The 25,204-nt window shown below is 70.9% G+C and carries 24 protein-coding genes; 16 read left to right on the forward strand and 8 right to left on the reverse strand.

Annotated elements, in window-relative coordinates; translation table 11 throughout:
* Window positions 1-12 precede the first annotated feature (12 nt).
* From JIG36_RS26365 to JIG36_RS26375, 3 genes are read left to right on the forward strand one after another with little or no spacing between them, the layout of a single operon-like run.
* Window positions 13-318, forward strand: a complete 306-nt coding sequence (locus JIG36_RS26365; protein WP_184953800.1) for a metal-sensitive transcriptional regulator — start codon at window positions 13-15, stop codon at window positions 316-318.
* Between the two features lie 55 nt (window positions 319-373).
* Window positions 374-586, forward strand: coding sequence for a heavy-metal-associated domain-containing protein (locus tag JIG36_RS26370; protein WP_203379095.1), 213 nt, complete (start codon window positions 374-376; stop codon window positions 584-586).
* Window positions 579-1,619, forward strand: a complete 1,041-nt coding sequence (locus JIG36_RS26375) for a DUF8832 domain-containing protein (RefSeq protein WP_236048282.1) — start codon at window positions 579-581, stop codon at window positions 1,617-1,619. The genes JIG36_RS26370 and JIG36_RS26375 overlap by 8 nt, the downstream gene beginning before the upstream one ends.
* A gap of 245 nt (window positions 1,620-1,864) precedes the next feature.
* On the opposite strand, the gene JIG36_RS26380 is transcribed toward JIG36_RS26375, so the two are convergent.
* Window positions 1,865-3,151 (reverse strand): class I SAM-dependent methyltransferase, encoded by a 1,287-nt coding sequence (locus JIG36_RS26380; protein ID WP_203379096.1) that lies wholly within the window; start codon window positions 3,149-3,151, stop codon window positions 1,865-1,867.
* A 145-nt stretch (window positions 3,152-3,296) separates the two neighbouring features.
* On the opposite strand from JIG36_RS26380, the gene JIG36_RS26385 reads away from it, so the two are divergent.
* Both JIG36_RS26385 and JIG36_RS26390 read left to right on the forward strand, forming a co-directional pair.
* The gene (locus tag JIG36_RS26385) at window positions 3,297-3,956 is read left to right on the forward strand and encodes a biliverdin-producing heme oxygenase (RefSeq protein ID WP_203379097.1); all 660 of its coding nucleotides are present in this window, start codon (window positions 3,297-3,299) and stop codon (window positions 3,954-3,956) included.
* A gap of 11 nt (window positions 3,957-3,967) precedes the next feature.
* On the forward strand, window positions 3,968-4,267 hold the full coding sequence (locus JIG36_RS26390; protein WP_307872923.1) for a DUF2470 domain-containing protein: 300 nt from the start codon (window positions 3,968-3,970) through the stop codon (window positions 4,265-4,267).
* A gap of 189 nt (window positions 4,268-4,456) precedes the next feature.
* On the opposite strand, the gene JIG36_RS26395 is transcribed toward JIG36_RS26390, so the two are convergent.
* The 3 genes from JIG36_RS26395 to JIG36_RS26405 form a co-directional block, all read right to left on the reverse strand.
* On the reverse strand, window positions 4,457-6,280 hold the full coding sequence (locus JIG36_RS26395) for a DEAD/DEAH box helicase (protein WP_203379098.1): 1,824 nt from the start codon (window positions 6,278-6,280) through the stop codon (window positions 4,457-4,459).
* A gap of 364 nt (window positions 6,281-6,644) precedes the next feature.
* Window positions 6,645-6,869 (reverse strand): DUF3107 domain-containing protein, encoded by a 225-nt coding sequence (locus JIG36_RS26400; RefSeq protein WP_202993727.1) that lies wholly within the window; start codon window positions 6,867-6,869, stop codon window positions 6,645-6,647.
* 38 nt (window positions 6,870-6,907) lie between these two features.
* Complete coding sequence (locus JIG36_RS26405) at window positions 6,908-7,567, reverse strand: TetR/AcrR family transcriptional regulator (RefSeq protein ID WP_203379099.1); 660 nt, start codon at window positions 7,565-7,567, stop codon at window positions 6,908-6,910.
* Between the two features lie 479 nt (window positions 7,568-8,046).
* On the opposite strand from JIG36_RS26405, the gene JIG36_RS52220 reads away from it, so the two are divergent.
* The 7 genes from JIG36_RS52220 (at window position 8,047) to JIG36_RS26450 (ending at window position 16,106) form a co-directional block, all read left to right on the forward strand.
* Entirely contained in the window at window positions 8,047-10,344 is a 2,298-nt protein-coding gene (locus JIG36_RS52220) for a hypothetical protein (RefSeq protein WP_307872924.1), read from the forward strand.
* On the forward strand, window positions 10,341-11,303 hold the full coding sequence (locus JIG36_RS26425) for an alpha/beta fold hydrolase (protein ID WP_203379101.1): 963 nt from the start codon (window positions 10,341-10,343) through the stop codon (window positions 11,301-11,303). Before JIG36_RS52220 ends, JIG36_RS26425 begins: the two co-directional genes overlap by 4 nt.
* A gap of 74 nt (window positions 11,304-11,377) precedes the next feature.
* Window positions 11,378-12,277 (forward strand): DUF3152 domain-containing protein, encoded by a 900-nt coding sequence (locus JIG36_RS26430; protein ID WP_203379102.1) that lies wholly within the window; start codon window positions 11,378-11,380, stop codon window positions 12,275-12,277.
* 117 nt (window positions 12,278-12,394) lie between these two features.
* Window positions 12,395-13,576, forward strand: a complete 1,182-nt coding sequence (moeZ, locus tag JIG36_RS26435; protein ID WP_203379103.1) for an adenylyltransferase/sulfurtransferase MoeZ — start codon at window positions 12,395-12,397, stop codon at window positions 13,574-13,576.
* A gap of 134 nt (window positions 13,577-13,710) precedes the next feature.
* Complete coding sequence (locus tag JIG36_RS26440; protein ID WP_203379104.1) at window positions 13,711-14,517, forward strand: prenyltransferase/squalene oxidase repeat-containing protein; 807 nt, start codon at window positions 13,711-13,713, stop codon at window positions 14,515-14,517.
* 251 nt (window positions 14,518-14,768) lie between these two features.
* Window positions 14,769-15,287 carry a hypothetical protein gene (locus JIG36_RS26445; protein WP_203379105.1) on the forward strand — a complete coding sequence of 173 codons (519 nt, stop codon included), beginning with the start codon at window positions 14,769-14,771 and terminating at the stop codon, window positions 15,285-15,287.
* A 63-nt stretch (window positions 15,288-15,350) separates the two neighbouring features.
* Window positions 15,351-16,106, forward strand: a complete 756-nt coding sequence (locus JIG36_RS26450) for a hypothetical protein (RefSeq protein ID WP_203379106.1) — start codon at window positions 15,351-15,353, stop codon at window positions 16,104-16,106.
* 4 nt (window positions 16,107-16,110) lie between these two features.
* Here the strand turns inward: JIG36_RS26450 and JIG36_RS26455 are convergent, their stop codons facing one another.
* Together JIG36_RS26455 and proB are read right to left on the reverse strand one after the other, a co-directional pair.
* Window positions 16,111-17,358 (reverse strand): glutamate-5-semialdehyde dehydrogenase, encoded by a 1,248-nt coding sequence (locus tag JIG36_RS26455; RefSeq protein ID WP_203379107.1) that lies wholly within the window; start codon window positions 17,356-17,358, stop codon window positions 16,111-16,113.
* An 11-nt stretch (window positions 17,359-17,369) separates the two neighbouring features.
* The gene (proB, locus tag JIG36_RS26460) at window positions 17,370-18,533 is read right to left on the reverse strand and encodes a glutamate 5-kinase (RefSeq protein WP_203379108.1); all 1,164 of its coding nucleotides are present in this window, start codon (window positions 18,531-18,533) and stop codon (window positions 17,370-17,372) included.
* Between the two features lie 35 nt (window positions 18,534-18,568).
* Here proB and JIG36_RS26465 point away from each other — a divergent pair, with 35 nt between their 5' ends.
* The gene (locus tag JIG36_RS26465) at window positions 18,569-18,871 is read left to right on the forward strand and encodes an MGMT family protein (protein ID WP_203379109.1); all 303 of its coding nucleotides are present in this window, start codon (window positions 18,569-18,571) and stop codon (window positions 18,869-18,871) included.
* A gap of 16 nt (window positions 18,872-18,887) precedes the next feature.
* Window positions 18,888-19,691 (forward strand): class I SAM-dependent methyltransferase, encoded by an 804-nt coding sequence (locus JIG36_RS26470; RefSeq protein ID WP_203379110.1) that lies wholly within the window; start codon window positions 18,888-18,890, stop codon window positions 19,689-19,691.
* A gap of 164 nt (window positions 19,692-19,855) precedes the next feature.
* Here the strand turns inward: JIG36_RS26470 and JIG36_RS26475 are convergent, their stop codons facing one another.
* Window positions 19,856-20,599: a TetR/AcrR family transcriptional regulator gene (locus JIG36_RS26475; RefSeq protein ID WP_203379111.1), complete on the reverse strand. Its 744-nt coding sequence runs from the start codon at window positions 20,597-20,599 to the stop codon at window positions 19,856-19,858.
* Window positions 20,600-20,701: 102 nt separating this feature from the next.
* Between JIG36_RS26475 and JIG36_RS26480 the strand changes: the two genes are divergently transcribed.
* Entirely contained in the window at window positions 20,702-21,631 is a 930-nt protein-coding gene (locus tag JIG36_RS26480; protein ID WP_203379112.1) for an NAD(P)H-binding protein, read from the forward strand.
* A 579-nt stretch (window positions 21,632-22,210) separates the two neighbouring features.
* Here the strand turns inward: JIG36_RS26480 and JIG36_RS26485 are convergent.
* The gene (locus tag JIG36_RS26485; protein WP_203379113.1) at window positions 22,211-23,602 is read right to left on the reverse strand and encodes a gamma-glutamyltransferase; all 1,392 of its coding nucleotides are present in this window, start codon (window positions 23,600-23,602) and stop codon (window positions 22,211-22,213) included.
* Between the two features lie 49 nt (window positions 23,603-23,651).
* On the opposite strand from JIG36_RS26485, the gene JIG36_RS26490 reads away from it, so the two are divergent.
* Entirely contained in the window at window positions 23,652-24,986 is a 1,335-nt protein-coding gene (locus JIG36_RS26490) for an MFS transporter (RefSeq protein WP_203379114.1), read from the forward strand.
* The last annotated feature ends 218 nt before the right edge of the window (window positions 24,987-25,204 follow it).

Here is a 25,204-nt window from a genome sequence, read left to right on the forward strand (position 1 = left end):
TATGCTGGCGACATGTCCGATGAGTCGACGCCGCAGCATGGTCCGCATGGGTATTCGGGGGACAAGGCGGCTCTGCTTGGGCGCCTCCGGCGTATTGAGGGGCAGATCCGCGGGCTTCAGCGGATGGTCGACGAGGACACGTACTGCATTGACGTTCTGACGCAGATCTCGGCGGCCAAGAGTGCGCTGCAGGCGGTGGCGGTCGGGCTGCTCGAGGATCACCTGGCCCACTGCGTGGTTGACGCGGCGCGTGCGGGGGATCCGACCGCGAAGGTCAAAGAGGCGTCGGACGCGATTGCCCGGCTTGTTCGCTCCTGACGGTGGCCGCGCCTGCGGTTCGTCGTTGCCAGTACCGTCCTGAAAGGCTTCTGCCATGGCTGTGACCAGCACCTACACCGTGACCGGCATGACCTGCGGGCACTGCGTGCAAGCGGTGACCGGCGAGCTGTCCGCGCTTCCGGGCGTGGGCGCCGTGCAGGTTGATCTCGCGTCGGGTGCGGTGACCGTGACCAGTGAGGCCCCGCTCGAGGACGAAGCCGTGCGCGCGGCGGTGGACGAGGCCGGCTACGAGCTCGCGAATGCCTGACGAGCCACCCCGCGACGACCACGCCCAGCCGGCCGACGCGGGCGTGGATGGGGAAGACCCGGAGAAGTTGACGACCGCGGCGGAAGCGCCGGTGGGGGACAAGGCCGGGTTTCGGCTGGCTGCGTTCGGGGCTGTGCTCGTTGTTGTTCTGTTCGCGGGGTACGGGCTTGGGCGGTTGAACAACTCGACGGCCTCGGCTTCGGCGCCTCCGGTGGGGGCGACCTCCAGTGGTGCGGCCATGCCGGGCATGGTCATGGACGAGAGCCAGCCGCATTCGCACGACTCGGCGGGGGCGGCCACGCAGAGCGGCACCACCATGCCCATGGGGGCCGCGGTCGGTGGGTTGTCGCTCAGTTCGGGCGGGCTCACGCTGGTTCCGGAGCAGACCACCTTCACGGCCGGGCGCGCGCAACGACTCAGTTTCCGGGTTGCGGGGGCGGGCGGGGCGCCGATCACCACGTACGCGGTGGTGCACGACAAGCCTCTGCACCTCATCGTCGTACGGAGGGATCTGACCGGTTTTCAGCATCTGCACCCGACCATGAGCGCGGACGGCACGTGGGGGATCGACCTCACGCTGGCCGAGCCGGGGATCTATCGCATGATCGCCGACTTCACCGCGATCGTCGGTGGGCAGCAGCTTGCGACCACGCTCGGCGGGGATCTGACCGTGGCCGGCAACTACGCGCCGCAGGCCCTGCCCGCGCCGGGGCGGACCGACAAACCGAGCGGGTTCACGGTCTCCTACGAGGGGACGCCGAACACCCAGGCCACCCAGCCCCTGCTGGTGACGGTCACCGGTGCGGACGGCAAGATCGCGAAGCTCGACCCCTACCTGGGCGCGTTCGGCCACCTGGTCGTGATGCGTGAGGGCGACCTCGCCTACGTGCACGTCCACCCGGAGGCGACCCTTGTCGACGGCAAGGTGAAGTTCTGGCTGACGGCGCCCAGCAGCGGCACCTACCGCATGTTCTTCGACTTCCAGGTGGCCGGCCAGGTCCACACCGCCGCATGGACCGCTCGCATCGAGTAATCCGCACCGCGAGTTGCGTGCGTGGGGTTTCGCGTGAGGGGCGCCTTCCGTGCGTGCGAATTCCCAAGTGGGTGGTGGGGTTCCCGTGTGAGCCAGTCTCCGAGTGGGGCTGGGTTCCGCGCGAGGGAGCGCCCGCCGTGTGGACGAGGGGTCGCGCGCGCGGGGGTGGGTTTCCCGCGTAGATGCGGGCTCAGCGGGTCTCGCGCTGCGCGAGCAGCTAGGCGCGAGCAGCTAGGCGCGAGCAGCTAGGTCAGCATCTTCTCCAGAGCCGGCGTCACGCCCCACTCCGAGGTCAGAGCCTCGTAGTCGGCTCGTTGGGCCTCGGTGGGGGGTGTGGCTGTGCGGCGTGAGCGCAGCAGCAGGTTGCGTGGGGTGTGGGCCGAGTCGATGAACTCGACGACCTCGACCTTGTAACCGTTCAGGCGCAGCAGCGCGGCCCGCAAGGAGTCGGTCAGGACGTCGGCGAAACGCTCCCGCATGATCGCGTGGCGGGTCAGCTCGCCGAACGGGGCGGGGGCGGGACGGCCCTTGAGCTGGGCCGCGATGTCGTGGTGGCAGCAGGGCGCGGCCAGCACCCACTCGGCCTTCCACTCCACGGCGCGGGCCAGCGCCTGGTCGGTGGCGGTGTCGCAGGCGTGCAGCGCGAGCACCAGGTCGGGGGCGAAGGGCAGTTCGGCGTCCTCGATCGTGCCTGCGACGAACGTCACCTCTTCGGCGCAGCCCAGCTCGGTGGCGACGGCCGTGTTGCGTACGCGCTGGTCCTCGCGGACGTCGACCCCCACGACCCGCACCGACGCGCCCCGCCCGGCCAGGTAGCGGTAGGCGGCGAACGTCAGGTATGCGTTTCCGCAGCCCAGGTCGACCACCCGCAGCGTCGGCGGCAGCGTCTTGGGCAGCGTGGCGGCCAGCGCCCGCAGGAAGGCGTCGATCTGGCGTCGCTTGGCCGCGTTGCCGCCGATCACCCGGAAGAGCGGGTCACCCGGATCGAGCAGCCACTGCTTCTGCCGATCATGGCCCAGCGCCGGCAAAGAGGGATCAAGCGAGGGTGAAGACGCGGCGAAAGCGGACGGAGACGCGCCGACGGCGGACGAGGACGCGCCGCCAGAAGACGCGCGACCGGCGGACGAAGACGAAGACGCGCCGACAGGGGAGGACGAGGGCGCGGCGGACGGCACAACGGCGGGGGCAGCAGCCGCCCGGTGCACCTGAGCGTCACCCTTCTTGGTTACGCGGAGTTGCAGCGTCACGGCACCGGTCTCCACGTGCCAGTTCGCGAACGGCTCGGCCAGCAGCTCATCCACCGCCGCCGACGCCTCCCCTCCGGAAGCGACGTTCCGGGTATAGGGCCGAACCCCGTCGTTCGTCACGATCTGCAGTCGCGCCCCACCCTTGAGCGTCACCGGCCGCACCTCGGCCCTGGTCACCGAAGGAGTGAACCCGCGACGGCGCCCGGCCCCCACGGCACGGACCAATCCGGGTCCCAGCAGCAGTTCCCGAACTTCGGCGAGGGCTTCAGCGAGCGGTTGTGGCATGCATCCATTCTGCCGTGCCGCCGCCGGAAACCAACGCGGCGTATAGTCCCGGCCCACGCGGGGGCACACGCGGCGTGAGGACCGCCGTCGGTGGTAAGTGGATCTATAGATAGGCTGATAGGCCGGGAAGCGAGGTGCCTTGCCGATGTCGTTGATGGCCGATCCGCCGGGGGCCGACCGGCTCTCCGTTCGTGTGCGCCGAAACACATTCGGTGACCACGATGCGGCCCAGCGCAGCGGATTTCTCGACGCGCTGGCGGCCGGCCGACTGCCCTGGGAGGCGTACGCCGATCTGACCGCGCAGCACTGGTTCGTCTACGAGGCGCTCGAGTCCGCGGCCACCACGATGGCCGACGATCCGGTCGTCGGCACGTTCCTCTTCCCCGAGCTGCGCCGGCTCCCCTCGATCGAGGCCGACCTGAGTTTCCTGTACGGCCCGAGGTGGGCCGACCACCTGTTCGCGTTGCCGGCCACCACCGTCTACTGCACGCGCCTGCGCGACGTGGCCCACCGCGCCGCCACCGGTTTTGTCGCCCACCAGTACACGCGTTACATCGGCGACCTCTCCGGCGGCCAATATCTCGGCCCGGCGATCGCCCAGTCGTACGGCCTGCCCGGCACCGACGGCCACCGCTTCTTCATCTTCAACGGCGTCGACCCGATGGCCTTCAAGACCCACTACCGCAGCCTGCTCGACTCGGTGCCCTGGTCCCGGGCCGAGCAGGGCGAGTTCATCGCCGAGGTCACCGAGGCCTACCGGCTCAACATCGCCATGCTCGACGAACTGCAGAGCCGCTGGGGCTGACGGGAGACACCGTGACCGATCCGTTTCCGCCCGAGGTGGTCGAGCAGATCGCCCGGCACATGAACGACGACCACGCCGACGACAACGTGCTGATCGTGCGGGCTCTGGGCGGCGTGTCGGCGGCGACCGCGGCCCGCATGTCGGGGATGGATGCCGACGCGATGGAGTTCAAGGCGGTGGTCGACGGCATCGAGGTGCCGGTTCGCGTCCCGTTCTCCGAGCGGCTCACCGAACGCCGCCAGGTGCGAGCCGAGGCCGTCCGCATGTACCGCGACGCGTGCGAGGCCCTCGGCCAGGAGCCCCGCCACTAGCAAGCCCGGCCGCGAGAAAAACTGGCCACGAGAGTTCTGCCGCGAGAGGTCGGCCGCGAGGGTTCTGCCGCGAGGGGTCGGCCTCGGGAGGACCGGTCACCCACGAGACCGCCCGCTGACGGCCCCATCCACGACAAAGCCCCCCAGTCTTGAGATCAAGACCGAGGGGCTTTCCCCGTACGGGGTATGTCAGGCGGTCGTGCCCACGCCGGCTTCCGATCCACCACTCATGTCGGCGGGTGCACCCTCGTCCGAACCCGCACCCGAGGAGGCCGAACCGGCCCCGCGGCTGCCCCGGCCCCCGCGGCGACGGCGACGACGCGGGCGGTCGTCACCGGAGTCGTCGGCCGGGTCGGAGGCGGCGGTGTCGGGGTCCGAAGTCGAGTCGGCGTCAACCGCCGGAGCGTCGCTGCCGTCGGAGAACACCGGCGACGCCACGCGACGGCGGGACCGCGTACGGGCGGGTCGCTCTGTCTCGGTGTCACCCGCGGGCTCAGTCGGCGAGTCTCCGCTGGTCACAGCCTCGTCGGGCGAGGAGGGCGAGGAGGACGCGGGAGAGGACTCGACCCGCCGCCGGCGCCGCTGACGCGCGGGCCGCTCGGTCTCGCCGCTGGAAGGAGCGGGGGAGTCGGAACCGCCCCGCGACCGTCCGCCCCGGCCGCCACGCCCACCCGGCTCCCGGCGACGGCGACCGCCACCCAGGTCTTCCTCGACCTCGGCGGCCAGGCCGGCCCGGCTGCGGTCGGCGGTGGGCAGGGTGCCCGAGATGTCGGTCGGGATGTCCAGGTCGCTGTAGAGCGCCGGGCTCGTGTGGTAGGTCTCCGGCGGCTGCGGCATGTTCAGGCCCATCGACTTGTCGATGAGAACCCAGCGCGGCATGTCTTCCCAGTCGACGAAGGTCACCGCGACGCCGGTCGCCCCCGCGCGGCCGGTGCGGCCGATGCGGTGCGTGTACGTCTCGGGGTCTTCCGGGCAGTCGTAGTTGATCACGTGGGTGACGCCGGAGACGTCGAGGCCACGGGCGGCGACGTCGGTGGCGACGAGCACGTCGATCTTGCCGCTGCGGAACGCGCGGAGGGCCCGCTCGCGAGCGCCCTGGTTGAGGTCGCCGTGCACGGCCGCGACCGCGAAACCGCGGAAGTCGAGGTCTTCGGCGAGCCGGTCGGCGGCCCGCTTGGTGCGCGTGAAGATCATCGTGAGGCCGCGGTCGCGGGCCTGCAGGATGCGCGCCACCATCTCGACCTTGTTGAGCGGGTGGGTGCGGTAGACGACCTGCTTGGTGAGCGGCGACGGGCCGCTGTCGGCCGTGTGACCGGCGTGGATCGTCACCGGGTGGCGCAGGAAGCGGCGGGACAGGGCCACGATCGGGTCGGGCATGGTCGCCGAGAACAGCATGGTCTGCCGCTGCTCGGGGATCATCGCGAGGATCTTCTCGACGTCGTCGAGGAAGCCCAGGTCGAGCATGCGGTCGGCCTCGTCGAGCACGAGCGCCTGGATCGAGTCGAGCTTGAGCTGCTTCTGCTTGGCCAGGTCGAGCAGGCGGCCGGGGGTGCCGACCAGGATCTCGACGCCCTTCTTGAGCGCGTCGACCTGCGGTTCGTACGCCACACCGCCATAGATCGGGAGCACGCGGACGCCCCGGGTGCTGCCCGCCGCGGCGAGGTCGCGGGCCACCTGGAGGCCGAGCTCACGGGTGGGGACGACGATCAGGGCCTGCGGACGGCCGTCGGCGCCCTCACCGGGCGAGGTGACCCGCTCGAGGATGGGCAGGCCGAAGCCGAGCGTCTTGCCGGTGCCGGTGGGCGCCTGGCCGATCAGGTCGGTGCCGCGCAGGGCGATCGGCAGCGCGTATTCCTGGATGGCGAAGGCGTGGGTGATCCCGGCCTTGGCCAGCGCCTCGACGGTCTCGGCGCGGACTCCCAGCTCGGCAAAGGTGGGGCTGTCCGGGCGGACCGGTGCACGGTTGGTTACTGGTACCAGAGCGGGTTCGCTGGTGTTCTCGATGTCGGTCATGAAGTTTTACGGGTGCCTCTCGTGGTGCGCCCGTTTGAAGTCTGGGGCGCGGTCTGGATAGGGCGCGGGCCACACGCTGGAGAGCGGGCCGCACGCGCGGGTCGCCGCGGCGGATCGGTGAAGATCGACGTCGACGGCAACGCGACCAGTCTACCTGACCGAACGATCGTGCACCTCAGAGCGGACTTCGGACCCGAAAGCACGCGCACTCCGAAGCGCGAAGGCGCGGACTCCGGAGCCGTAACAAGCGGATCTCAGGGCCGAGACAAGCGGATCTCAGGGCCGAGACAAGCGGATTCCGGGGCCGAAAGCACGCCGAGGGCGCCCCCGCGACGGGGGCGCCCTCGGCGATTCGAGAACTATCTCAGCGGGCGGTGAAACCGAACGGGCGGGCGTTCGACTCAGCGATCTCCACATACGCCACCTTGGCGATCGGGATGATCACCTTGCGGCCCTTCTCATCCGTGAGCGACAGCACGCTGTCCTTGGCCATCGCCTCGGCCACGGCCTGCTCGACCTCCGCCGGGGTCTGCGCGCTCTCGAGCACCAGCTCACGGGGCGTGTGCTGCACGCCGATCTTGACCTCCACGGGGCCCTCCCTTTTCGTGGCTCTTACCGTCGAAAAGGTTATCCGATTTCGGCCGGTGTTCCGCCGGATGCGCCGCCCTGGAGCGGGAAGCTGGCGATCCCACGCCAGATAAGCGCAGCTACGAGCGCTTCGGCTTCAGCTTTAGGCGTACGCCGGCCGTTCGCCAGCCAGTACTGCGCGGACTGCCCGGCCGCCCCCACGAGGCCCGACGCGAGCAACTGGGCAGCGTCGTCGCGCAGGTTGGTGTCCGAGATGATCGTGTCGGTGACGGCGGCGATGCAGCCCTGTTCGACCCGCTCGACCCGCTGGCGCACCTGCGGGTCGTTGCGCAGGTCGCTCTCGAAGACGAGACGGAACGCCTCGCTCTCGTGGTCCATGAAGTCGAAATATGCACGGACGGCGCCCTTGACCCGCTCCTTGTTGTCGGAGGTGGCCAGCATGGCGTCGCGGACCTTGGCGATTATCGCGTCGCAATGGGTGTCGAGCAGCGCCAGGTAGAGCTCCAGCTTGCCCGGGAAGTGCTGGTAGAGCACGGGCTTGGAGACCCCGGCACGCTCGGCGATGTCGTCCATCGCCGCGGCGTGGTAGCCGTGTGCGACGAAGACCTGCTGGGCCGCCGCCAGCAGCTGCTTGCGGCGCGCGGAGCGGGGCAGACGGGTGGGACGGGCCGTCTGAGCTCCGCCGGACGCAGCGGTCATGTTCCTCGAACCTCCAGGGGGTCGGTTCCCCGTTTGCCGGAGCGGATTGCCCGTATCGGCGCGTGTTGCTCCTCTGCAGCAATTGTCGCAACGCTGCAACTTATCGCCACTGCAAGCACACGGTAGCCTCAGCGGGGGCGAGCGAGGAGCACGCGGTGGATGAATCAGGGCATTCCGGAGACACCGGAGCCGCGGAGGGCGGCAACGGTGCCGATTCGCGTGAGCGCGCTCGGATGAACGGCTGGGCGACTTCGGACAGCCCCTGGTCTTACCAGGGGACAGGTGTCGAGACCGACAGTGACGTGCCGTCCTGGCGTCGTGCGGGCGGCGAGACGCGCTCGTTTCCGCGTAATCCGGCATTTCCGTCATCGGCGGTTCCCGTGTCGGCTCAGCCCTCGTCGAGCATTCCGGCGCCCGCTCCCGCGCCGGCCCCGCCCGGTTTTGTCGATGCGAAGCCGAGCGGCGAAATTCCCCCGTCCGTGGAGCCCGGCTCCCGGTGGGACAGGTCGCGCTTCTCCGAACTGCTGAGCCCGTCGACCCCCGCCCCGGAACAATCCCGCCCCGAGCCGTCCCGGTTGGAGCCCTTGCGTCCCGAGCCCCCGCGCCCCCAGACCACACCCGCTCCGCCTGCGCAGCCCGCCCCGGCCACCGCCCGCGAGCCCGGCCTGGGCACAGGCGACCGCCGCGACCCGGGCCTGGGCACTGGCTCCGGTCTGCCGGGCCTGGGCACGGCGGGCTCCGGTCTTTCCAGCCTGGGCGTGGGCGAGCGTCGCGAGTCGGGCCTGGGAGGTCGCGAGCCGGCCTTGGGAAGTCGCGAGTCAGGTCTGGGAAGTCGCGAGCCGGGTCTGGGAACCGGGGGCACAGCGGAGCGCCGCGAGCCCGGCCTGGGAACAGGAAGCACGGGAGAACGCCGCGAGCCGGGCCTGGGAAGTCGCGAGCCGGGTCTGGGAACCGGGGGCACAGCGGAGCGCCGCGAGCCCGGCCTGGGAACCGGAAGCACCGGTGAACGCCGCGAACCCGGTATCGGCAGCGGCAACCTCACGCCCGGCCGCCCCACGTCGCTGCGCGCTTACGACGTGCCGACGCCCAACAGCGCCCCGCCCTACCCGTACGAGGGCGACCTCGACGACGTCGCCCAGGAGCGCGTGGTCCCGCCGCCGATCGCCCAGCAGCGCGCCGCCTTCCCGCTGGTGCGCCCCTCCACCCCCGGCGGCGGCCGCCGTGCCGACTGGGGCACGGCCGAGCACAAGACGACCGACCCCGCCCGGCACGCGCTGATCGGCGGCACCCCCGTGCAGGGCGTGCCCCGCGTGGCTTCCGACGAGCCCGGTCCGACCCGCCCGGCCTACGACCCGTCGAGCTTCCCGCGCCGCTTGTCCTACGAGCCGCCCGCCCCGTACGAACCGGTCGCGCCACCCCCGCCGTACGACCCGCAGTCGTCGGCCTACGAGTCGCAGCCGGCGTCGTACTCGGGTTTCGGCGAGACGACCGCCCGCATCCCCGGTGCGAGCGAGTCGGCGGGGCTGCCCCAGCGCGTCCCGGCCCAGCCCGACGTGCCCAAGGGCGTTCCGGAACCGCCGCTGGTGGAGGCCACCGCCGAAACCCCGGCGCTGGCCCGGATCGCCACCCACCTGCGACGAGGTGACACGCTGCCGGCGCAGGAGAGGCAGGAAGGTTTCGACGTGCAGGCGATCCTGGCCGCCGTGCGGGGCGTCGACGGGGTGCGGGACGCGTCGCTGCGTTCGACCCCGACCGGCGCCCACAGCCTGCGGCTGGATCTTTCCGAGGGGGCCGACCCGGCCGAGGTGAGCCGGCGCGTGGCCCGCCTCCTGCAGGACCGGATGGGTCTCGACGCGGCCATGCCGGGCGAGGTGCCACCGCCCGCCTCGGCGCCGCCGGCCGCAGCCCCGGTCTCGCCGTCCGCGCTGGTTCCGCGAGTCCGCCCGGCCTCGGCGCCGCCGGCATCGACGACGTCGCTCGCCTCATCGACCCCGCTCGCCGACAGCATCGCGCCCGAACGCGAAGCCCGCGAGCGCGAAGCCCGGGAGCGCGAGACCCGTGATCGCGAGACCCGGGAACGTGAGACCCGGGAACGTGAGACCCGTGATCGTGAGACCCGGGAACGTGAGACCCGTGAGCGCGAGACCCGGGAACGTGAGACCCGTGAGCGTGAGGCCCGTGAGCGCGAGGCCCGCGAGCAGGGGATACGTGACCGCGAGAACCACGAGCGGGAGATCCGGGAACGGGAGGCCCGCGACCGGCACGCCGCCGCGGCCCGGCTCGTCCCCGACCTCGAGGAATCGGCCGAGGTCGTGCCCACCGGCGTCTCCGCGCCCCCGCGCCCGCTCTATCCCACCGAGCACCCCGGCCCGCGCGTCGTCATCGAGAACGTGTACGTCAACACGTTCGGCTCGGACGCCACGGTGGAGGTCCGGCTCGGCGTCGACGGCCGCACCGCGTCCGGAACGGCCAGTGGGCCCGCGGTCGACGGCTACCTGCTGCGCCTGTGCGCGATGGCGACGGCCGGCGCGGTCGACGAGCTTCTCGCCGAGTCCGACAACCACCCGGACGGCGCGGCCCGCTGCTTCGTCGAGCACGCGGCCGCGGTCCCGTTCGGCGCCGCCCAGGTCGCCGTCGTCGTGCTGCTGCTCTCCTGTGGTGGCTGGGTCGAGCAGCTGGCCGGTTCGGCCGTGGTCACCAGCGACGACCGGCACGCCATGGTGCGCGCCACTCTGGCCGCGGTGAACCGCCGGCTTGAGGCACTGTTGAACAGATGAGAGGCGCCAACCTGGCCTCCGACAGCGCGCTGCTGCCGGAGGGTGAACAACCTGCACCCTGGCCCGCCCGCCGGGTCACCATCGGCGGGGCGATGCTCCACGTCCGCGACACGCCGGCCACCCGGCCCGACGCCGAACCCGCCGTCTATGTCCACGGGCTCGGTGGGTCCTCCCAGAACTTCACCGACTTCGCCGGCCTGCTCGCCGACCGGTTCGAGGGCCAGGCCGTCGACCTGCCCGGCTTCGGTTACAGCGACCCCAGCCCGCGCTATTCGATCCCGGCGTTCGCCGCCACGCTGATCGCCTATCTGGAGCACGACGGGCGGGGCCCGGTGCACCTGGTGGGCAACTCGCTCGGCGGCTCGATCGCGGTGCGTGTGGCCGCCCTGAGGCCCGACCTCGTCCGTACGCTCACGTTGGTCTCGCCGGCCATGCCGTTCCTCGACGTACGGCGTACGGCGCAAGCTCGTGCTCTTCCGCTTCTGGCTCTGCCCCGCGCCGACCGGGTGCTCGGATGGGCCTTCGCCCGCCTGACCGCCGAGGAGATGGCCGAGCAGGTGCTGGCCGCCTGTTTCGGTGACACGCGCAAGGTCACTCCGCAGCGCCGGGCCGAGGCGATGGAGGAGATCCGCCTGCGCTACACGGTGGAGCATTACCCGAAGGCCTATCTGGGCACGCTGCGCGGGCTGGTGTCGAGCTTCCTGCGGGCCTATCTGCCGGGCGAGAACTCGCAGTGGCGGCTGGCGGCCCGGGTGCAGGCGCCGACGCTGGTGGTCGGTGGCCTCAACGACAAGCTGGTCGACGCCCGGGTGCCCGCCGTGGTGGCCCGCGCGATCCCGGACTCCCGGCTGCTCATGCTGCCCGGCGTCGGTCACGTGGCGCAGATGGAGGTGCCGCGGCTGGTCGCCCGCGCGGTGGTCGGCCTCCTGGATGACATCCGCAGCCCGGTGGGGGGATAACCACCCGCGACGCGGATCTCACAAGATCCATTGGGGCAGACAGCGTTCCTCGGCGTGTGCGACGCTGGCGAGCGATGATCGACGAAGTCACGGCGCCGCCCGCTGTCCCGCCGCCTTCCGGTCGCGACCGGTGGCGCCAGTGGTGGCTTGTCACCTTCGCGGTGGTCATCCTCATCGCGGGCGGTGTCGCGGTGGGCCGGCGCATCGAGCAGAGCAACGCCGCCCCGGCTCCGGTCGCCTCGGTCGTGCCGTCGCCGTCCAGCGCCGCGCCGCCGGTCGTGGAGAGCACGCCGTCACCGACGCCCTCACAGAAGCCCGCACAGACGCCTTCGCGGGCGCCCGAGAAGGCCACGCTGGCGTCGAGCACGCTGCAACTGCCGGGCGCGGTGCCCACCCGCGGTTCCGGCCAATTCTCGTACGCCACCTCGCGCGGCCCGGTCTTCGGCGCGAAGGGCGAGCTGCGGCGCTTCCGGGTGGCCGTCGAGAAGGGCAGCAACGAGAACCCGGAGGAGTTCGCCACCGCGGTCGCGGACACGCTGGGTGACCCGCGCAGCTGGACCGGCGGCGGTCAGGTGCGCCTGCAACTGGTCAGCGGCTCGGACGCGGCCGACTTCACGGTCTACCTGGCCACGCGGGACACCGCCGGCAAGATGTGCCTGCGCGGCGGCACCAACATCCGGATCGGCGGACGGCCGTACACGTCGTGCCGGACCACCGGGAAGGCGATCATCAACCTGGACCGGTGGCGGCTGTCGGCACCCCCGTACGTGGAAGCCAAGGTCTCCCTCGCGACCTATCGGCAATATGTGATCAACCACGAGGTCGGTCACGAGCTGGGCCACCGGCACGAGGGCTGCCCGCGGGCGGGCGGACCGGCCCCCGTGATGGTGCAGCAGACCCTCACGCTGCGCGGCTGCAAGTCGTACGCGTGGCCGCGCCGGAATGGGAAGATGTTGAGCGGCCCGCGGTTGTGAACGGGCGGAAAAATTCCCGTGTCCCGCATGTCGGGCCGGTGTTCAACGTCATGGCAGTTCACCGCGGTCGCGAGTGACAATGGTGACCGATCCTTACCGTCAACCCGGGGAGTTAACGTGGCACTGCCCCCGCTCGTCGAGCCGGCCGCAGAGCTGACCGTCGATGAGATCCGCCGCTATTCACGGCACCTGATCATCCCGGATGTCGGGATGGACGGTCAGAAGCGGCTGAAGAACTCGAAGGTCCTGGTCGTCGGCGCGGGCGGCCTCGGTTCGCCGGCGCTGCTCTACCTCGCCGCCGCCGGTGTGGGCACGCTGGGCATCGTCGACTTCGACACGGTCGACGAGTCCAACCTCCAGCGCCAGATCATCCACGGCGTCTCCGACATCGACCGGCCCAAGGCCGAGTCCGCCGCGGCCAGCATCGCCGAGGTCAACCCGCTGGTGAACGTGGTCATCCACAACACCGCGCTCGACCGCGACAACGTCAAGGAACTCTTCAGCCAGTACGACCTGATCGTCGACGGCACCGACAACTTCGCGACGCGTTACATGGTCAACGACGCCGCGGTGCTGCTCGGCAAGCCGTACGTCTGGGGTTCGATCTACCGCTTCGACGGCCAGGCCTCGGTCTTCTGGGAGGAGCACGGCCCCTGCTACCGCTGCCTCTACCCGGAACCCCCGCCGCCCGGCATGGTGCCGAGCTGCGCCGAGGGCGGCGTCCTGGGTGTGCTCTGCGCCTCGATCGGCTCGATCCAGGTCAACGAGGCGATCAAGCTGCTGACCGGCATCGGTGAGCCGCTGGTGGGCCGGCTGATGGTCTACGACGCCCTCGAGATGGAATACCGCAAGATCAAGGTCCGTAAGGACCCGAACTGCGCGCTCTGCGGCGAGAACCCGACCGTCACCGACCTGCTGGAAGACTACGAGGACTTCTGCGGCGCGGTGTCGGCCGAGGCCGAGGAGGCCACGCTCAACGCCACCATCACGGCCCGCGAGCTGAAGGACTGGCAGGACTCCGGCAAGGACCTGTTCCTGGTCGACGTCCGCGAGCCGGCCGAGTGGGAGATCAACCGGATCCCGGGTGCGACCCTGATCCCCAAGGGCGAGATCCTCTCGGGCGAGGCGCTGTCGCGCTTCCCGCAAGACCGTCAGATCGTGCTGCACTGCAAGTCGGGTGTGCGCTCGGCCGAGGCGCTGGCGGCCATCAAGGCGGCCGGCTTCAAAGACGCCGTGCACCTTCAGGGCGGCATCGTCTCGTGGGTCAACACCATCGACCCGTCGCAGCCGTCTTACTGATCTGTAGCCACGCGATCACCCTGGGGAGCCGAACGATGACTCCTCAGGGTGATTGTGCTTTCACGGATCGGACGTATTAGACAGATGTCGAGACGGCGCAGCGGAATTCATGAGCGGGTTGTAGCGTCACCGTCGTGGTAGACATCGACGCTGCGATCGGTTACGTCGTCGCGCACGGCGACCCGGTCGAGCGGGCGCGTCTGACCTATCTGCGCACCGGTCAGCCTCCTGATCCGCAGGTGATCGACCGGATCACCGCCGAGCAGTCCGAGGCCGGTGGCTGGCCCGCCTCGGCCGAGGCCGCGGTCGACTCGATCGACGCCACCTGCTTCCGCCTCAACGAGCTGGACGATCTCGGCGGCCTGCGCGGCGAGCCGGTCGACCGGGCCCTCTCCTGGCTGGCCACGGCGCAGCGGCGCGACGGCACCTGGCAGGAGGCGGCCGAACTGGCCCCGGTGGCGCCGGCCTGGGCGATGCCGGGCGATCCCGAGGCCACGCTCTATCTCACCGCCGTCGCGGGTTTCTGGATGACCCTGGCCGAGTTCGAGGCGCACCCGCAGTTCGACGTTCCCGCCCGCTACGGTCACACGCTCGGCGCCGCGGCCCAGTGGGTGGTCGGTCAGATCCAGCCCGACGGCACGTGGCCGTCCTTCCTCGCCACCGGCTGGCACGCGGCCGGGCTGCTCTACGGCCAGCAGTACTTCTACGAGTCGGCGCGGGTGCAGCTCGTGCTCGGCGACCGGATGCCCGACATGACGCCGGCCGACATCGCCTCGATGGCGGCCGCGCTGCGCCGCATCAACCTGGGCGACGACTGGCTGCTGCAGAGCGCCCGCAAGCGGCTGGGCGAGACCCAGCGCACCGACGGCGGATGGGACAGCGCCGAGGGCCCGAACTTCGACGTGAACACCACCCTGACCGTCCTGCGGGCCTGTCGCTGACGGCGTTCCGGCCCCGGGTCAACGGCTGCAACCGAATTGCACCCATAACCGGCCGAATGGCTACCGTACGGATACCCGGGTGACGGCTTGAACCGTGGCTCACCGTTACGGCACAGTTCATGCCAGGCCCGACCGGGGCCTGGGCGAGGCAGAGATCCGCTGGGCGATGAGATTGGTCGCCACAGTCCGGCGGGGAGTCAGTGGCGAAACCGGCGCCTACGAAGATTCGTCTACTTCGGAGGAACGCCATCATGCGTAAGTCGACCAAGCGCGTCGTCGTCATCGCCACCACCCTCGCCGTCGCCGGCGGCGCGAGTGCCGCCTGGGCGTCGTGGCTGGCCAACGGCACCGGCACCGCCGCCGCGAAGGCCGGCACCGCCCAGGAGCTGGTGGTCACCTCGGCCACGCCCGACGCGAGCCTGTTCCCCGAGACCGTCGGCAACGCCTGGGTCACCATCGAGAACCCCAACCCGTACGCGGTCTCGGTCGACAAGCTCACGTGGAAGCCGAGCGACGGCGTCCAGACCGTCGCGACCGTCGCCGGCTCGGTGTGCGGCAACAACGGTGTCTACTTCGGAGACTTCAGCACCAGCACGATCGGTTCCGGTGGTGTGCTGTCCGGCCTCGACCTCTACGTCCCGGGCGGCGAGAGCAAGTCGTTCGAGCTGAAGAAGGCCGTCCGCATGATCAACAACGCCGAGAACGGCTGCCAGGGCGCGACCTTCAGCATCCCGCTGAAGGCGACCGGCGAGAGCGTCGTCGCGCGCTGATCACGAGCCGGCGGCGCGCTGACGGCGAGCCGCCGGCTTGTCCTGTTCTGTGAGGGAGCTCCGATGAGGATGACCACGGTGCTGGTCACGACCGGGCTGATCACCGCCGGCCTGCTGGCGGACGGCTCGGCCGCGCTGGCCGCCTGGGACGCCGGTGCCGGCGCCGGTGGTGCGGCCGGTGCGCGGGCGGGTGCCCTGCCTCCGGCCGTCGCGCCCGTTGTCGAGGTGCACGGGTCCGCGGTCACCGTCGACTGGCCGGCGATCGCCGTGCCGGGCGTGTCGGTGCGTGGCTATCGGGTCTCCCGCACGAACCGGACCACCGGGCAGACCGTCGAGGCCGAGCGGGGCTGTTCGGGTGTCGTCACCCGGACCCGCTGCACCGAGGGCGATGTCCCCGGCGGCCGCTGGTCGTACGCCGTCGTGGCTCTCGTCGGCGGCGACTGGCGGTCCACCCCGGGTGTCGCCGCGCCCGTCACCGTGGGTGAGGCGCAGCCGGTCCGGCTGCCGGTTGCCGCCCCGACTCCCGTAACCCCCACGACTCCGGCGCCGACCGTGAGCCCGACACCGGCCGTCGAGCCCACAAAGTCACCGGCGCTGGAACCGACCGCTTCGCCCTCGGCAACGCCCTCGCCCTCGGCAACGCCTTCGCGCTCCGCGGAGCCGGAGCCGTCGCGGTCGGTGGAGCCGAAGCCGACGCGGTCGGTGGAGCCGGTTCCGCCCGCTACCACGGAACCCGCCCCGGAAAAGACGACGTCGGAGTCGCCCCGGCCGCCCGTGGAGATCACGGCCGAGGCGACTCCGACGCCGGCGGAGTCGTAGAGAACTACCGTCGAATGTGGCCGTTGCCCGTCACGATGTATTTCGTCGAGGTCAGCTCGGGCAGCCCCATCGGCCCGCGGGCGTGCAGTTTCTGGGTGCTGATGCCGATCTCGGCGCCGAACCCGAACTCGCCCCCGTCGGTGAACCGGGTCGACGCGTTCACCATCACCGCGGCCGCGTCGACGCGAGCCGTGAACCGCCGGGTCGCCGTCACCGACTCGCTCACGATGGCCTCGGTGTGCCCGGTGCCGTAGCGGCGGATGTGGTCGAGCGCGTCGTCCAGCGAGTCGACGATCGCCACCGCGAGATCGGCCGACAGGTATTCCTTGCCCCAGTCCTCGTCGGTGGCCGGGACAACCGTTTCCCCGTACGCCGCCACGCGCGGATCGCCGTGCACGGTGATGCCGGCCTCGGCCAGCTCGGGCAGCACCAGCGGCAGGAACCGCTCGGCGATGTCGGCGTGCACCAGCAGCGACTCGGCGGTGTTGCAGGTGGACAGACGCTGCGTCTTGGAGTTCACCGCCACCGCGAGGGCCTTCTCCAGATCGGCGTGTTCGTCCACATAGACGTGACAGTTGCCGACCCCGGTCTCGATCACGGGCACGGTCGATTCCTCCACCACCGTACGGATGAGGGAAGCGCCGCCGCGGGGAATCAGCACGTCGACCAGCCCGCGCGCCCGCATCAGTTCCTTCACCGAGTCGCGCGTGGTGGCGTCGAGCAGCTGGATCGTGTCGGCCGGCAGACCGCTGTCGGCGACCGCCTTGCGCAGCACCGAGACGATCGCGGCGTTCGAGCTGAGCGCCGAGCCCGAACCGCGCAGCAGCGCCGCGTTGCCCGACTTGAGGCAGATGCCCGCGGCGTCGGCGGTCACGTTGGGCCGGCCCTCATAGATGATGCCGACGACCCCGAACGGCACCCGCACCTGACGCAGCTCGAGCCCGTTGGCCAGCGTCGACCCGCGCACCACGTCACCCACCGGGTCGGGCAGGGCGGCCAGTTCCCGCAGCCCCTCGGCCATCGCCTCGACCCGCGCCGGGGTCAGCGTGAGCCGGTCGATCATCGACTCGGACAGGCCGCCGGAACGGGCGTTGGCCACGTCGACCTCGTTCGCCGCGACGATGTCGGCCGAGCGCTCGACCAGGCGGTCGGCCATCAGCAGCAGGGCGCGGTCTTTCTCCGTACGGGTGGCGGCAGCGAGGTCGATGGCGGCCACTCGTGCGTCGGCGGCCTGCTGCAGGACAGTCGTCATGACGGATCCCTTTATAGGAGGACGAGGTCGTCGCGGTGCACGACCTCTCGTTCATATCCCGGCCCCAGAGCGGCGGCCAACTCGGGGGTCGAGCGTCCCAGCAGCGCGGGCAGCTCGACGGCGTCGTAGTTGACCAGCCCGCGGGCGACCGGCGCCCCCGAACCGGCGTCGACCAGGTCGACCGGGTCGCCGGCGGCGAACGAGCCGTCGACCGCGGTGATGCCGGCAGGCAGCAGCGACTTGCGCCGCGCGACCACCGCGGCCACCGCGCCCGGGTCGAGGTGGAGCCGGCCGCGCGGGGCGGTCGCGTGCGCGAGCCAGAACAGCCGGGCCGTCGGGCGGTTGTCGGCCGGCCGGAACAGGGTGCCGACCTCGTCGTCGCCGGCCAATGCGGCGCCGGCCAGGGGCGCGGCGGTGAGCACGACCGGGATGCCGAAACCGGTCGCTATGCGGGCCGCCTCGACCTTGGTGACCATGCCGCCGGTGCCGACCTTCGACTTGCTGGGCGTGGTGATGTTGATGCCCTCGAGGTCGGACTCGTCGCCCACGTAGGCGATGCGGCGCGACGACGGGTCGGACGGGCTGCCCGTGTAGAGCGCGTCGACGTCGGAGAGCAGCACCAGCAGGTCGGCCTGGACGAGCGCGGCGACCAGGGCGGCGAGCCGGTCGTTGTCACCGAAGCGGATCTCGTCGGTGGCGACCGTGTCGTTCTCGTTCACGATCGGCAGCGCGCCCAGGTCGAGCAGTTTGCGCAGCGTGCGGTACGCGTTGCGGTAGTGCGCGCGGCGGGTGACGTCGTCGGCGGTGAGCAGCACCTGGCCGACCTGCAGCCCGTGCCGCGCGAAGCCCGCCGCGTAGCGCCCGATCAGCAGTCCCTGCCCGACCGACGCGGCCGCCTGCTGGGTCGCCAGGTCGCGCGGCCGACGGCGCAGGTGCAGCGGGGCCAGGCCGGCGGCGATCGCGCCGCTCGAGACCAGAACCACCTCACGCCCGCCGGCGGCCAGGCCGCCGAGCACGTCGACCAGCATGTCGACGCGTTGCTCGTCTATCCCGCCGGAAGCCGTGGTCAGCGAGGACGAACCCACCTTGACCACGATCCGGCGCGCTCCGGTCACCAGTTCACGCACCGGCCAATTGTGCTCGGGCGGGCCGGCCGAACCGGGCCGAGATCCCATATCGTGGCCCGGGTGTCACCTATATCGTGGCCCGGGTGACACCTCAGGAGTACGTCGAAGAGGTGCTTTCCCTCGTGGAGCGCATCCCGGAAGGCCACGTGATGTCGTACGGCGCCATCGCCGACGCCCTGGCCGACGCCTCGGGGCGCAACTCGGCCCGGCAGGTCGGCACGATCATGGCCCGGCACGGTGGCGGCGTCCCCTGGCACCGGGTGGTCAACAGCTCCGGACGCATGCCGCCCGGCCACGAGCAGGAGGCGCGCGAGCGGTTGCTGTCCGAGGGCGTACCTCTGAAGGGGGAACACGTGGACATGGCCCGAGCGAGCTGGCGGCCCTGATGACCGGTCTTTTCTGATGCGGCGCGGTCAGCCGAGCCGTACGGCGATGAGTGCGGCCCGCTATCGGGCGGCGCACCAGATCCTCGAGGGCGGCGAGATCTTCAGAGACCCCTTGGCCGTACGGATCCTGGGCGTCGCCGAGCCGGACCTGCTGGCCGACGCGCCCCGCCGGGGGATGCGGCTGTTCATCGCCGCCCGGACCCGCTTCGCCGAAGATGCCCTGGCCACGGCGGTGGCTCACGGCGTACGGGAAATGGTTGTCCTCGGCGCCGGTCTGGACACGTTCGCCTATCGCAATCCCCACCCCGGTCTGCGGGTCACCGAGGTCGACCATCCGGACACGCAGGCCTGGAAGCGGGAGCGGCTGGCCGGATCGGGCATTTCGGCGCCGTCGTCGCTCACCTATCTGGGTGTCGACTTCGAGAAGGAGTCGCTGGCCGATCGGCTGCACCTGGACGGGCCGGCGTTCTTCCTCTGGCTCGGCGTGGTGCCCTATCTGACGCTCGACGGGTTCCGCGAGACGGTACGGGTGGTGGCCGCGCGCGAGGGCAACGAGATGGTCTTCGACTATGCGCAGCCGCCGTCGCAGATGCCGGCCGAGCGGCGGGAGTGGCTCGAGGCCCGGGCCGCGCGGGTCGCCAAGCTGGGCGAGCCGTGGCTGACCTACTTCGAGCCGGAGGAGGTTGCTTCTCTGCTCGGGGCCTCCGAGTTCGGCGAGATCGAGGATCTTGGGCCGTCCGAGTTGGCGGCCCGCTACTTCGGCCGCACCGATGTGCCGCCCGGAACGGCGGGCGGTCACGTGCTCAGAGCTCGCCGCTGATTTTGGTCGGCCCTGCTTACAGCTCGTTTTGTCAGCCCTGCTTACAGCTTGCCTTGGTCAGCCCTGCTTACAGCTTGCCTTGGTCAGCCCTGGTCACAGGTTGTCGGTCAGCCCTGCTTACAGGTTGTCGGTCAGCCCTGCTTACAGGTTGTCGGTCAGCCCTGCTACAGGTTGTCGGTCAGCCCGATCAGGAACGCCGCGCCGCGCATCTGGAACTCGAAGAAGCCGCGCCGGTCCTCCTCGACCGACTTGTTGAGCTGGCCGAACAGCTCCGAGCTGACCGCGCCGCTCAGGTGCAGGAAGGCGGACAGGGCGGCCGCGACCGCGCGGGGTGGGGTGCCCGCGGCGTAGTTGTCGGCCACCACGCGCAGCTCCTCGGCGAACTGCCCGGTGATCGGCGGCCGCTCGGCGATCCGGCCACTGTCGTAGGCGCTCTTCACGATGTCCGCGATCAGCAGGATCACCCGGGTGGCGGGGCCGATCGTGTCCTGCGGCGCCTGATAACCCGGAACCGGGCTGCCGTAGATCAGCGCCCACTGGTGCGGGTCGGCCAGGGCCCATTCCCGTACGGCGTGGGTGGCCGCCAGAAATCGGTCGAGCTCGGTCTTGCCGTTCTGCTCCGCCGCCTCTTTTCCGGCCTCTTTTCCTGTCGCTTTTCCGGCCGCACCCTGCGCGGCTTGCTCGGCCGCCTCGCCCAGTGAGTTGTAGGCGTCGATGATCATCGCGGTCAGCAGCTCGTCGCGGCTCGCGAAGTACCGGTAGACCGCCGACGAGGCCATCCCCATGTCGCGGGCGACCGCGCGCAGCGACAAGTTCGCCCCGTCCGTGGCCAGGTGACGGCGGGCCACGGCCTTGATCTCGTCGGTCATCTCGGCCCGGACGCGGGCACGTACTCCGGAGGCGCTCATGCGGACCAGTGTGCCATAACGAGAGCAGTGCTCTTGCTTTTTGACGGCGCGCGTGGGAACGTTGTTCTCAACAGAGAGCGGTGCTCGCAAAGGAGAACAGCAATGTCGACCCACGTCATCGTCGGTTCCGGTCCGATCGGCTCGTCCGTCGCCCGTCTCCTCGTCGCCCGCGGCGACCAGGTCCGCATGGTCACCCGCAGCGGCCGGGGCCCGGCGCACCCGCAGATCGAGCTGATCGCCGCGGACGCCTCCGACGCCCGCCGCCTGACCGAGATCGCCCAGGGCGCCGAGACGATCTACAACTGCGCCAACCCGAAGTACACGGAGTGGACGAAGCTCTGGTTCCCGATGAACGACGCCATGATCGCCGCGGCCAAGGCAGCCGGCGCGGTCTACGTGATCACCGGAAACCTCTACGTCTACGGCCCGCAGCCCGGCGGGCACATGACCGAGAACAGCCCACTCGCCGCCGTCGGCCGCAAGGGCCAGGTGCGGATCAAGATGTGGCGCGACGCGCTGGCCAGCGGCGTCCGCACGGTCGAGGTGCGCGGCTCCGACTACATCGGCGCGGGCGCCGTCGGCGTCTTCTCGTACAGCATCCTGCCCGCCGTCAACGCCGGCCGGGCCGCCTGGGCAACCGCCGACCCCGACCTGCCGCACAGCTTCACCTACACCGGCGACATGGCGAACACGATGGTCACCCTCGCCCACGACGAGCGGGCCTGGGGCAAGGCATGGCACGCGCCCACGGTCCCCGCGATCACGATCCGCGAGCTGGCCGACCGCTACTGCGACCTGGTCGGCAAGCCCCACCTGACCATGCACAAGCTGCCGCGTTTCGTGATGCGGACGGCCGGCCTGGTGCACCCGATGTCCCGCGAACTGGCCGAGATGGACTACCAGTTCTACCGGCCGTTCCACATGGACAGCTCACTGACCGAGCGCACCTTCGGCCTGCAGCCCACCCCCATCGAGGTCGGCATCCGCGAAACAGCCGAAGACGCCAAGGCCATCGCCGCCCGAACGATGTGATGCCCGGCGCCGGTTCTTGGGGGTGGCCGTCGTTTCCCCGTCGGCATTCAGGAGTGGCCGCCGTCTCGCCGGTTCGCGGGGCGGCGGCTGCGTCGCTGGCTCTTGGAGTGGCCGCCGCATCGCCGGTTCTACGGAGCAGCCGCCACCTCCCCCGCCCGCCCAGGGAAGTACGGCCGACCTTACGCCTTGTCAACCCGTAGAAGTGGGTTATCCACAGGGGATCAGAAGACTCACAGCCGGCCCGATGCTTCTCGGCCGACGGCATTGAGCTCGCGTTTAACTACGACGCTCGGCGCTTCACCACAGCGCTCGGCGCTTCACGATGACGCTCGGCGCTTCACGATGACGCTTGGCGCTTCACGATGACGCTTGGCGCTTCACGATGACGCTTGGCGCTTCACGATGACGCTTGGCGCTTCACGATGACGCTTGGCGCTTCACGATGACGCTTGGCGCTTCACGATGACGCTTGGCGCTTCACGATGACGCTCGGCACTTCACCACAACGCTCGGCACTTCACCACAACGCTCGGCACTTCACGATGACGCTCGGCGCTTCACCATGACGCTCTTGGTGACTCACAGGAGCAGGCCGACGCCGCCGCGGCGAGGGTCGCCGGCCGCGCCGGCCTGGCCGACGGCGGTCACCCCGCCGAAGTAGTGGTTCAGGCCGGGCCACTGCTTGATCTGCCAGCCCGCGGCGGCCAGCGCCCCGAGCTCGTCGCGCGGATAGCCCGGCTCGACGTGCACGGTGTCGTCGACGACGTGGAAGCGCGGCCGCCCGATCGCCTCGCCCATCTCGAGCCCGTCGGCCAGCACACCGAGCAGGGTGTCGACCAGCGCCGTACGGATCCGGCTCGCCCCCGCCGACCCGGCCGCCACGGCGAGGTGGCCCTCGGGGTCGATCACCACCAGTGGGCACATGTTGGACGACATCCGCTTGCCCGGCTGCATGTCGTCGGTGACCAGCTCACCCTCGCCGAGCATGGAGTTCAGGTTGATCCCCAGCCCCGGCAGCCAGACCCCGGCCCCCAGCCCCAACGTCGTCGTGATCACGCAGGCGTTGCCGTCGGCGTCGACCACCGAGACGTTGGTCGTGTCCCCGATCTTCTGCCGCCCCTGGTCACGCAGCGCGGAGGCGACACCGACGGCCCGCCCCGGCCGGGACAGATCATCGGGCAGCCCGGCGATCGTGTCGACCGTACGGTTCATGTCGTGGCGGGCGAGCACCCGATGCCCGGCCATCATCGCGTGATCGACCGGCGTCTCCAGCACCCGGTAATCGGCCAGGTCACGCGGCCCCAGACAGCCTCCGGCGGCACGTACGGTGTCGACCATGATCTCGGCATAGTCGCCCGTGTAGAAGATCTGTGGCCCGGCCTCGGCCAGTCGCGCCATCGCGGTACCGAGTCCATCGTGGAACAGCAGGTCACCGCCCTTCAGCTGGCGGCCATTCGGGGTGTAGACGGCGGCGCCCTCACCCCAGGCCAGCGCCGGGGCGCAGGAGTCGAGCGTCCGGGCGTGGGCGGCCGGCACCGGGACGCCGTCGCGCGCCAGCTCGACCGCCGGCGCCACGACCTCAGCCCACGGCAGCCGCCCCCAGCGCCGATGCACCTCGCCGCAGCCCGCCGGCACTCCGGGAACCGCGACGCTCGCCCCGCCGATCGAGTAGACCTGCGGCATCCCGCCGAAGAAGACGTCGACCGCCACCATCGGACCCGGCTCACAGTCACCGTCGGTGCCCGGCACGGAGACGAAGAAGTCGAGACAGGTGACCTCACCGGTGGCCGCGTCGAAGTACGTCGCGAAGCCGCCCCCGCCCAGCCCGGTATAGATCGTCTCGGCCGCGCAGCAGGCCAGCACCGCTGCGACCGCGGCATCCGCCGCCGTTCCGCCGTCCCGCAGGATCCGCTGCCCGGCCCTGGCCGTGGCCAGGTGGCTGGCGGCGACCCCGGCCGCAACCTTTTTCATCTGGCGAAGCGTAGGCGGGATCACATGATCGTGGTTACCATCCGCGTTCATGACGACCGCTGATCCCACTCCCGGAGTACGGTCGGCGGCCGCCCTCCCACGTCGTGTTTTGGCGGGATATTCCCTAGGTTCGCTGGTCACGGGTGCCTTCGGCACCGTGCCGGGTTTGCTTCTGCTGCCCTATCTGACCGATACGTTAGGTGTCGCGGCTGGCGTGGCGGGCCTCCTCGTGCTGCTGCCGAAAGCGTGGGACGTGCTCGTCAATCCGGTCGCCGGCCGGATCTCCGACCGCCGCGGTGACCGGCGTCCGTTCCTGCTCACCGGTGGACTGCTGCTGGCGGTCCTGTTCGCTGCGATCTTCGCTGGCCCCGTGCGCAGCGGCCCCGGCGCCGGCGCTTACGTGGCGCTCGCCTTCCTCGCCGCCGCCACCGCGTACGCGTTCTTCCAGGTCCCCTATGTCGCCATGCCGGCCGAGCTCACCGACGGCTACGCCGAGCGCACCCGCCTGATGACCTGGCGTGTCGCCGTGCTGGCGCTGGCCATCCTCATCTCGGGCGCCCTGGCCCCGCTCGTCGTCGAGCAGACCGGCGGCGGCATCGCGGGTCACCGCTGGTCGGGCGTCTTCGTCGGCGCCCTCATCGTGGCCGGCACGCTGGGCGTCTATTTCGGAACCCGCGGCGCCGATTCCCGCTCGGTGGAGGCGGTCGAGCCCGACCTCCGCACTCAGCTGCGGGTCGCCGCCGCCAATCGTCCGTTCCGCGCACTGCTCCTCCTCTGGATCGTCCAGGCGGTCGGCATCGGCACGATGCTGGCCGGCGTGCAGTACTTCGCCGACCACGTCGTCGAACGCGCCTCCGGCGCCACCTTCCTGTTCGCGGCCTTCGTCGGCCCCGCCCTGCTGGTCATGCCCCTCTGGACCCGGGTCGGCAACCGCTTCGGCAAGCCCGCCTCTCTGGCCGCCGGCTCGCTGCTCTTCGCCGCCGGCGCCCTGGCCCTGTTGAGCGCGCCGGCCCTGCCACCCGCGGCGGTCTATCTGATCGTCGCGGTGATCGGCGTCGGTTACGCCGGTCAGCAGGTCTTCGCGATGGCGATGCTGCCGGACTGCATCGCCTATGACACCGCCCGCACCGGCCGCCGCCAGGCCGGCGTCTTCACCGGCCTGTGGACCGCCGGCGAGACCCTGGGGCTGGCGCTGGGCCCCGGCCTTTACGCCCTGATCCTCCAGCTCTTCGGCTATGTCTCCTCCTCGACCGGCGAGGCCGCCCAGCAGAACGACACCGCCCGCTTGGGCGTGCTGCTCGGTTTCACCGTCGTCCCGGCCCTGCTCGTGGGCGCCGCCGTCGTCCTTCTCCGCTCCTACCGAGACGTGATCCGCCACCCCTGACCGCAGCGCCTCCGCTCCCGCTCGGGTCGCTCCGCGGGGCTCGCGCTGATCCGCCACCCCTGACCACAACGGCTCGCGCTCTCACCTGGCGACTCCTCTCATCGCGCGCTTCCCATCGGATGTCGCCTGGGCCGGGCCCAGCTCGGGCGACCGCCACAGCAAAACGCATGCCGGCGCCCCCGCCCAGCGCCTTTGGTACTGGGTCGAGGCCCCACCTT

It is taken from the genome of Paractinoplanes ovalisporus (assembly GCF_016834655.1).
GTDB classification, from domain to species: Bacteria; Actinomycetota; Actinomycetes; order Mycobacteriales; family Micromonosporaceae; genus Actinoplanes; species Actinoplanes ovalisporus.

What these genes read in the sequence shown, in the direction of transcription:
- JIG36_RS26365 (WP_184953800.1), top strand. Translation starts at nt 13, where the DNA reads ATGTCCGATGAGTCGACGCCGCAGCATGGTCCGCATGGGTATTCGGGG.
- JIG36_RS26370 (WP_203379095.1), top strand. Translation starts at nt 374, where the DNA reads ATGGCTGTGACCAGCACCTACACCGTGACCGGCATGACCTGCGGGCAC.
- JIG36_RS26375 (WP_236048282.1), top strand. Translation starts at nt 579, where the DNA reads ATGCCTGACGAGCCACCCCGCGACGACCACGCCCAGCCGGCCGACGCG.
- JIG36_RS26380 (WP_203379096.1), bottom strand. Translation starts at nt 3,151, where the DNA reads ATGCCACAACCGCTCGCTGAAGCCCTCGCCGAAGTTCGGGAACTGCTG.
- JIG36_RS26385 (WP_203379097.1), top strand. Translation starts at nt 3,297, where the DNA reads ATGTCGTTGATGGCCGATCCGCCGGGGGCCGACCGGCTCTCCGTTCGT.
- JIG36_RS26395 (WP_203379098.1), bottom strand. Translation starts at nt 6,280, where the DNA reads ATGACCGACATCGAGAACACCAGCGAACCCGCTCTGGTACCAGTAACC.
- JIG36_RS26405 (WP_203379099.1), bottom strand. Translation starts at nt 7,567, where the DNA reads ATGACCGCTGCGTCCGGCGGAGCTCAGACGGCCCGTCCCACCCGTCTG.
- JIG36_RS26425 (WP_203379101.1), top strand. Translation starts at nt 10,341, where the DNA reads ATGAGAGGCGCCAACCTGGCCTCCGACAGCGCGCTGCTGCCGGAGGGT.
- JIG36_RS26430 (WP_203379102.1), top strand. Translation starts at nt 11,378, where the DNA reads ATGATCGACGAAGTCACGGCGCCGCCCGCTGTCCCGCCGCCTTCCGGT.
- JIG36_RS26445 (WP_203379105.1), top strand. Translation starts at nt 14,769, where the DNA reads ATGCGTAAGTCGACCAAGCGCGTCGTCGTCATCGCCACCACCCTCGCC.
- JIG36_RS26450 (WP_203379106.1), top strand. Translation starts at nt 15,351, where the DNA reads ATGAGGATGACCACGGTGCTGGTCACGACCGGGCTGATCACCGCCGGC.
- JIG36_RS26455 (WP_203379107.1), bottom strand. Translation starts at nt 17,358, where the DNA reads ATGACGACTGTCCTGCAGCAGGCCGCCGACGCACGAGTGGCCGCCATC.
- proB (WP_203379108.1), bottom strand. Translation starts at nt 18,533, where the DNA reads ATGGGATCTCGGCCCGGTTCGGCCGGCCCGCCCGAGCACAATTGGCCG.
- JIG36_RS26470 (WP_203379110.1), top strand. Translation starts at nt 18,888, where the DNA reads ATGCGGCGCGGTCAGCCGAGCCGTACGGCGATGAGTGCGGCCCGCTAT.
- JIG36_RS26475 (WP_203379111.1), bottom strand. Translation starts at nt 20,599, where the DNA reads ATGAGCGCCTCCGGAGTACGTGCCCGCGTCCGGGCCGAGATGACCGAC.
- JIG36_RS26480 (WP_203379112.1), top strand. Translation starts at nt 20,702, where the DNA reads ATGTCGACCCACGTCATCGTCGGTTCCGGTCCGATCGGCTCGTCCGTC.
- JIG36_RS26485 (WP_203379113.1), bottom strand. Translation starts at nt 23,602, where the DNA reads ATGAAAAAGGTTGCGGCCGGGGTCGCCGCCAGCCACCTGGCCACGGCC.
- JIG36_RS26490 (WP_203379114.1), top strand. Translation starts at nt 23,652, where the DNA reads ATGACGACCGCTGATCCCACTCCCGGAGTACGGTCGGCGGCCGCCCTC.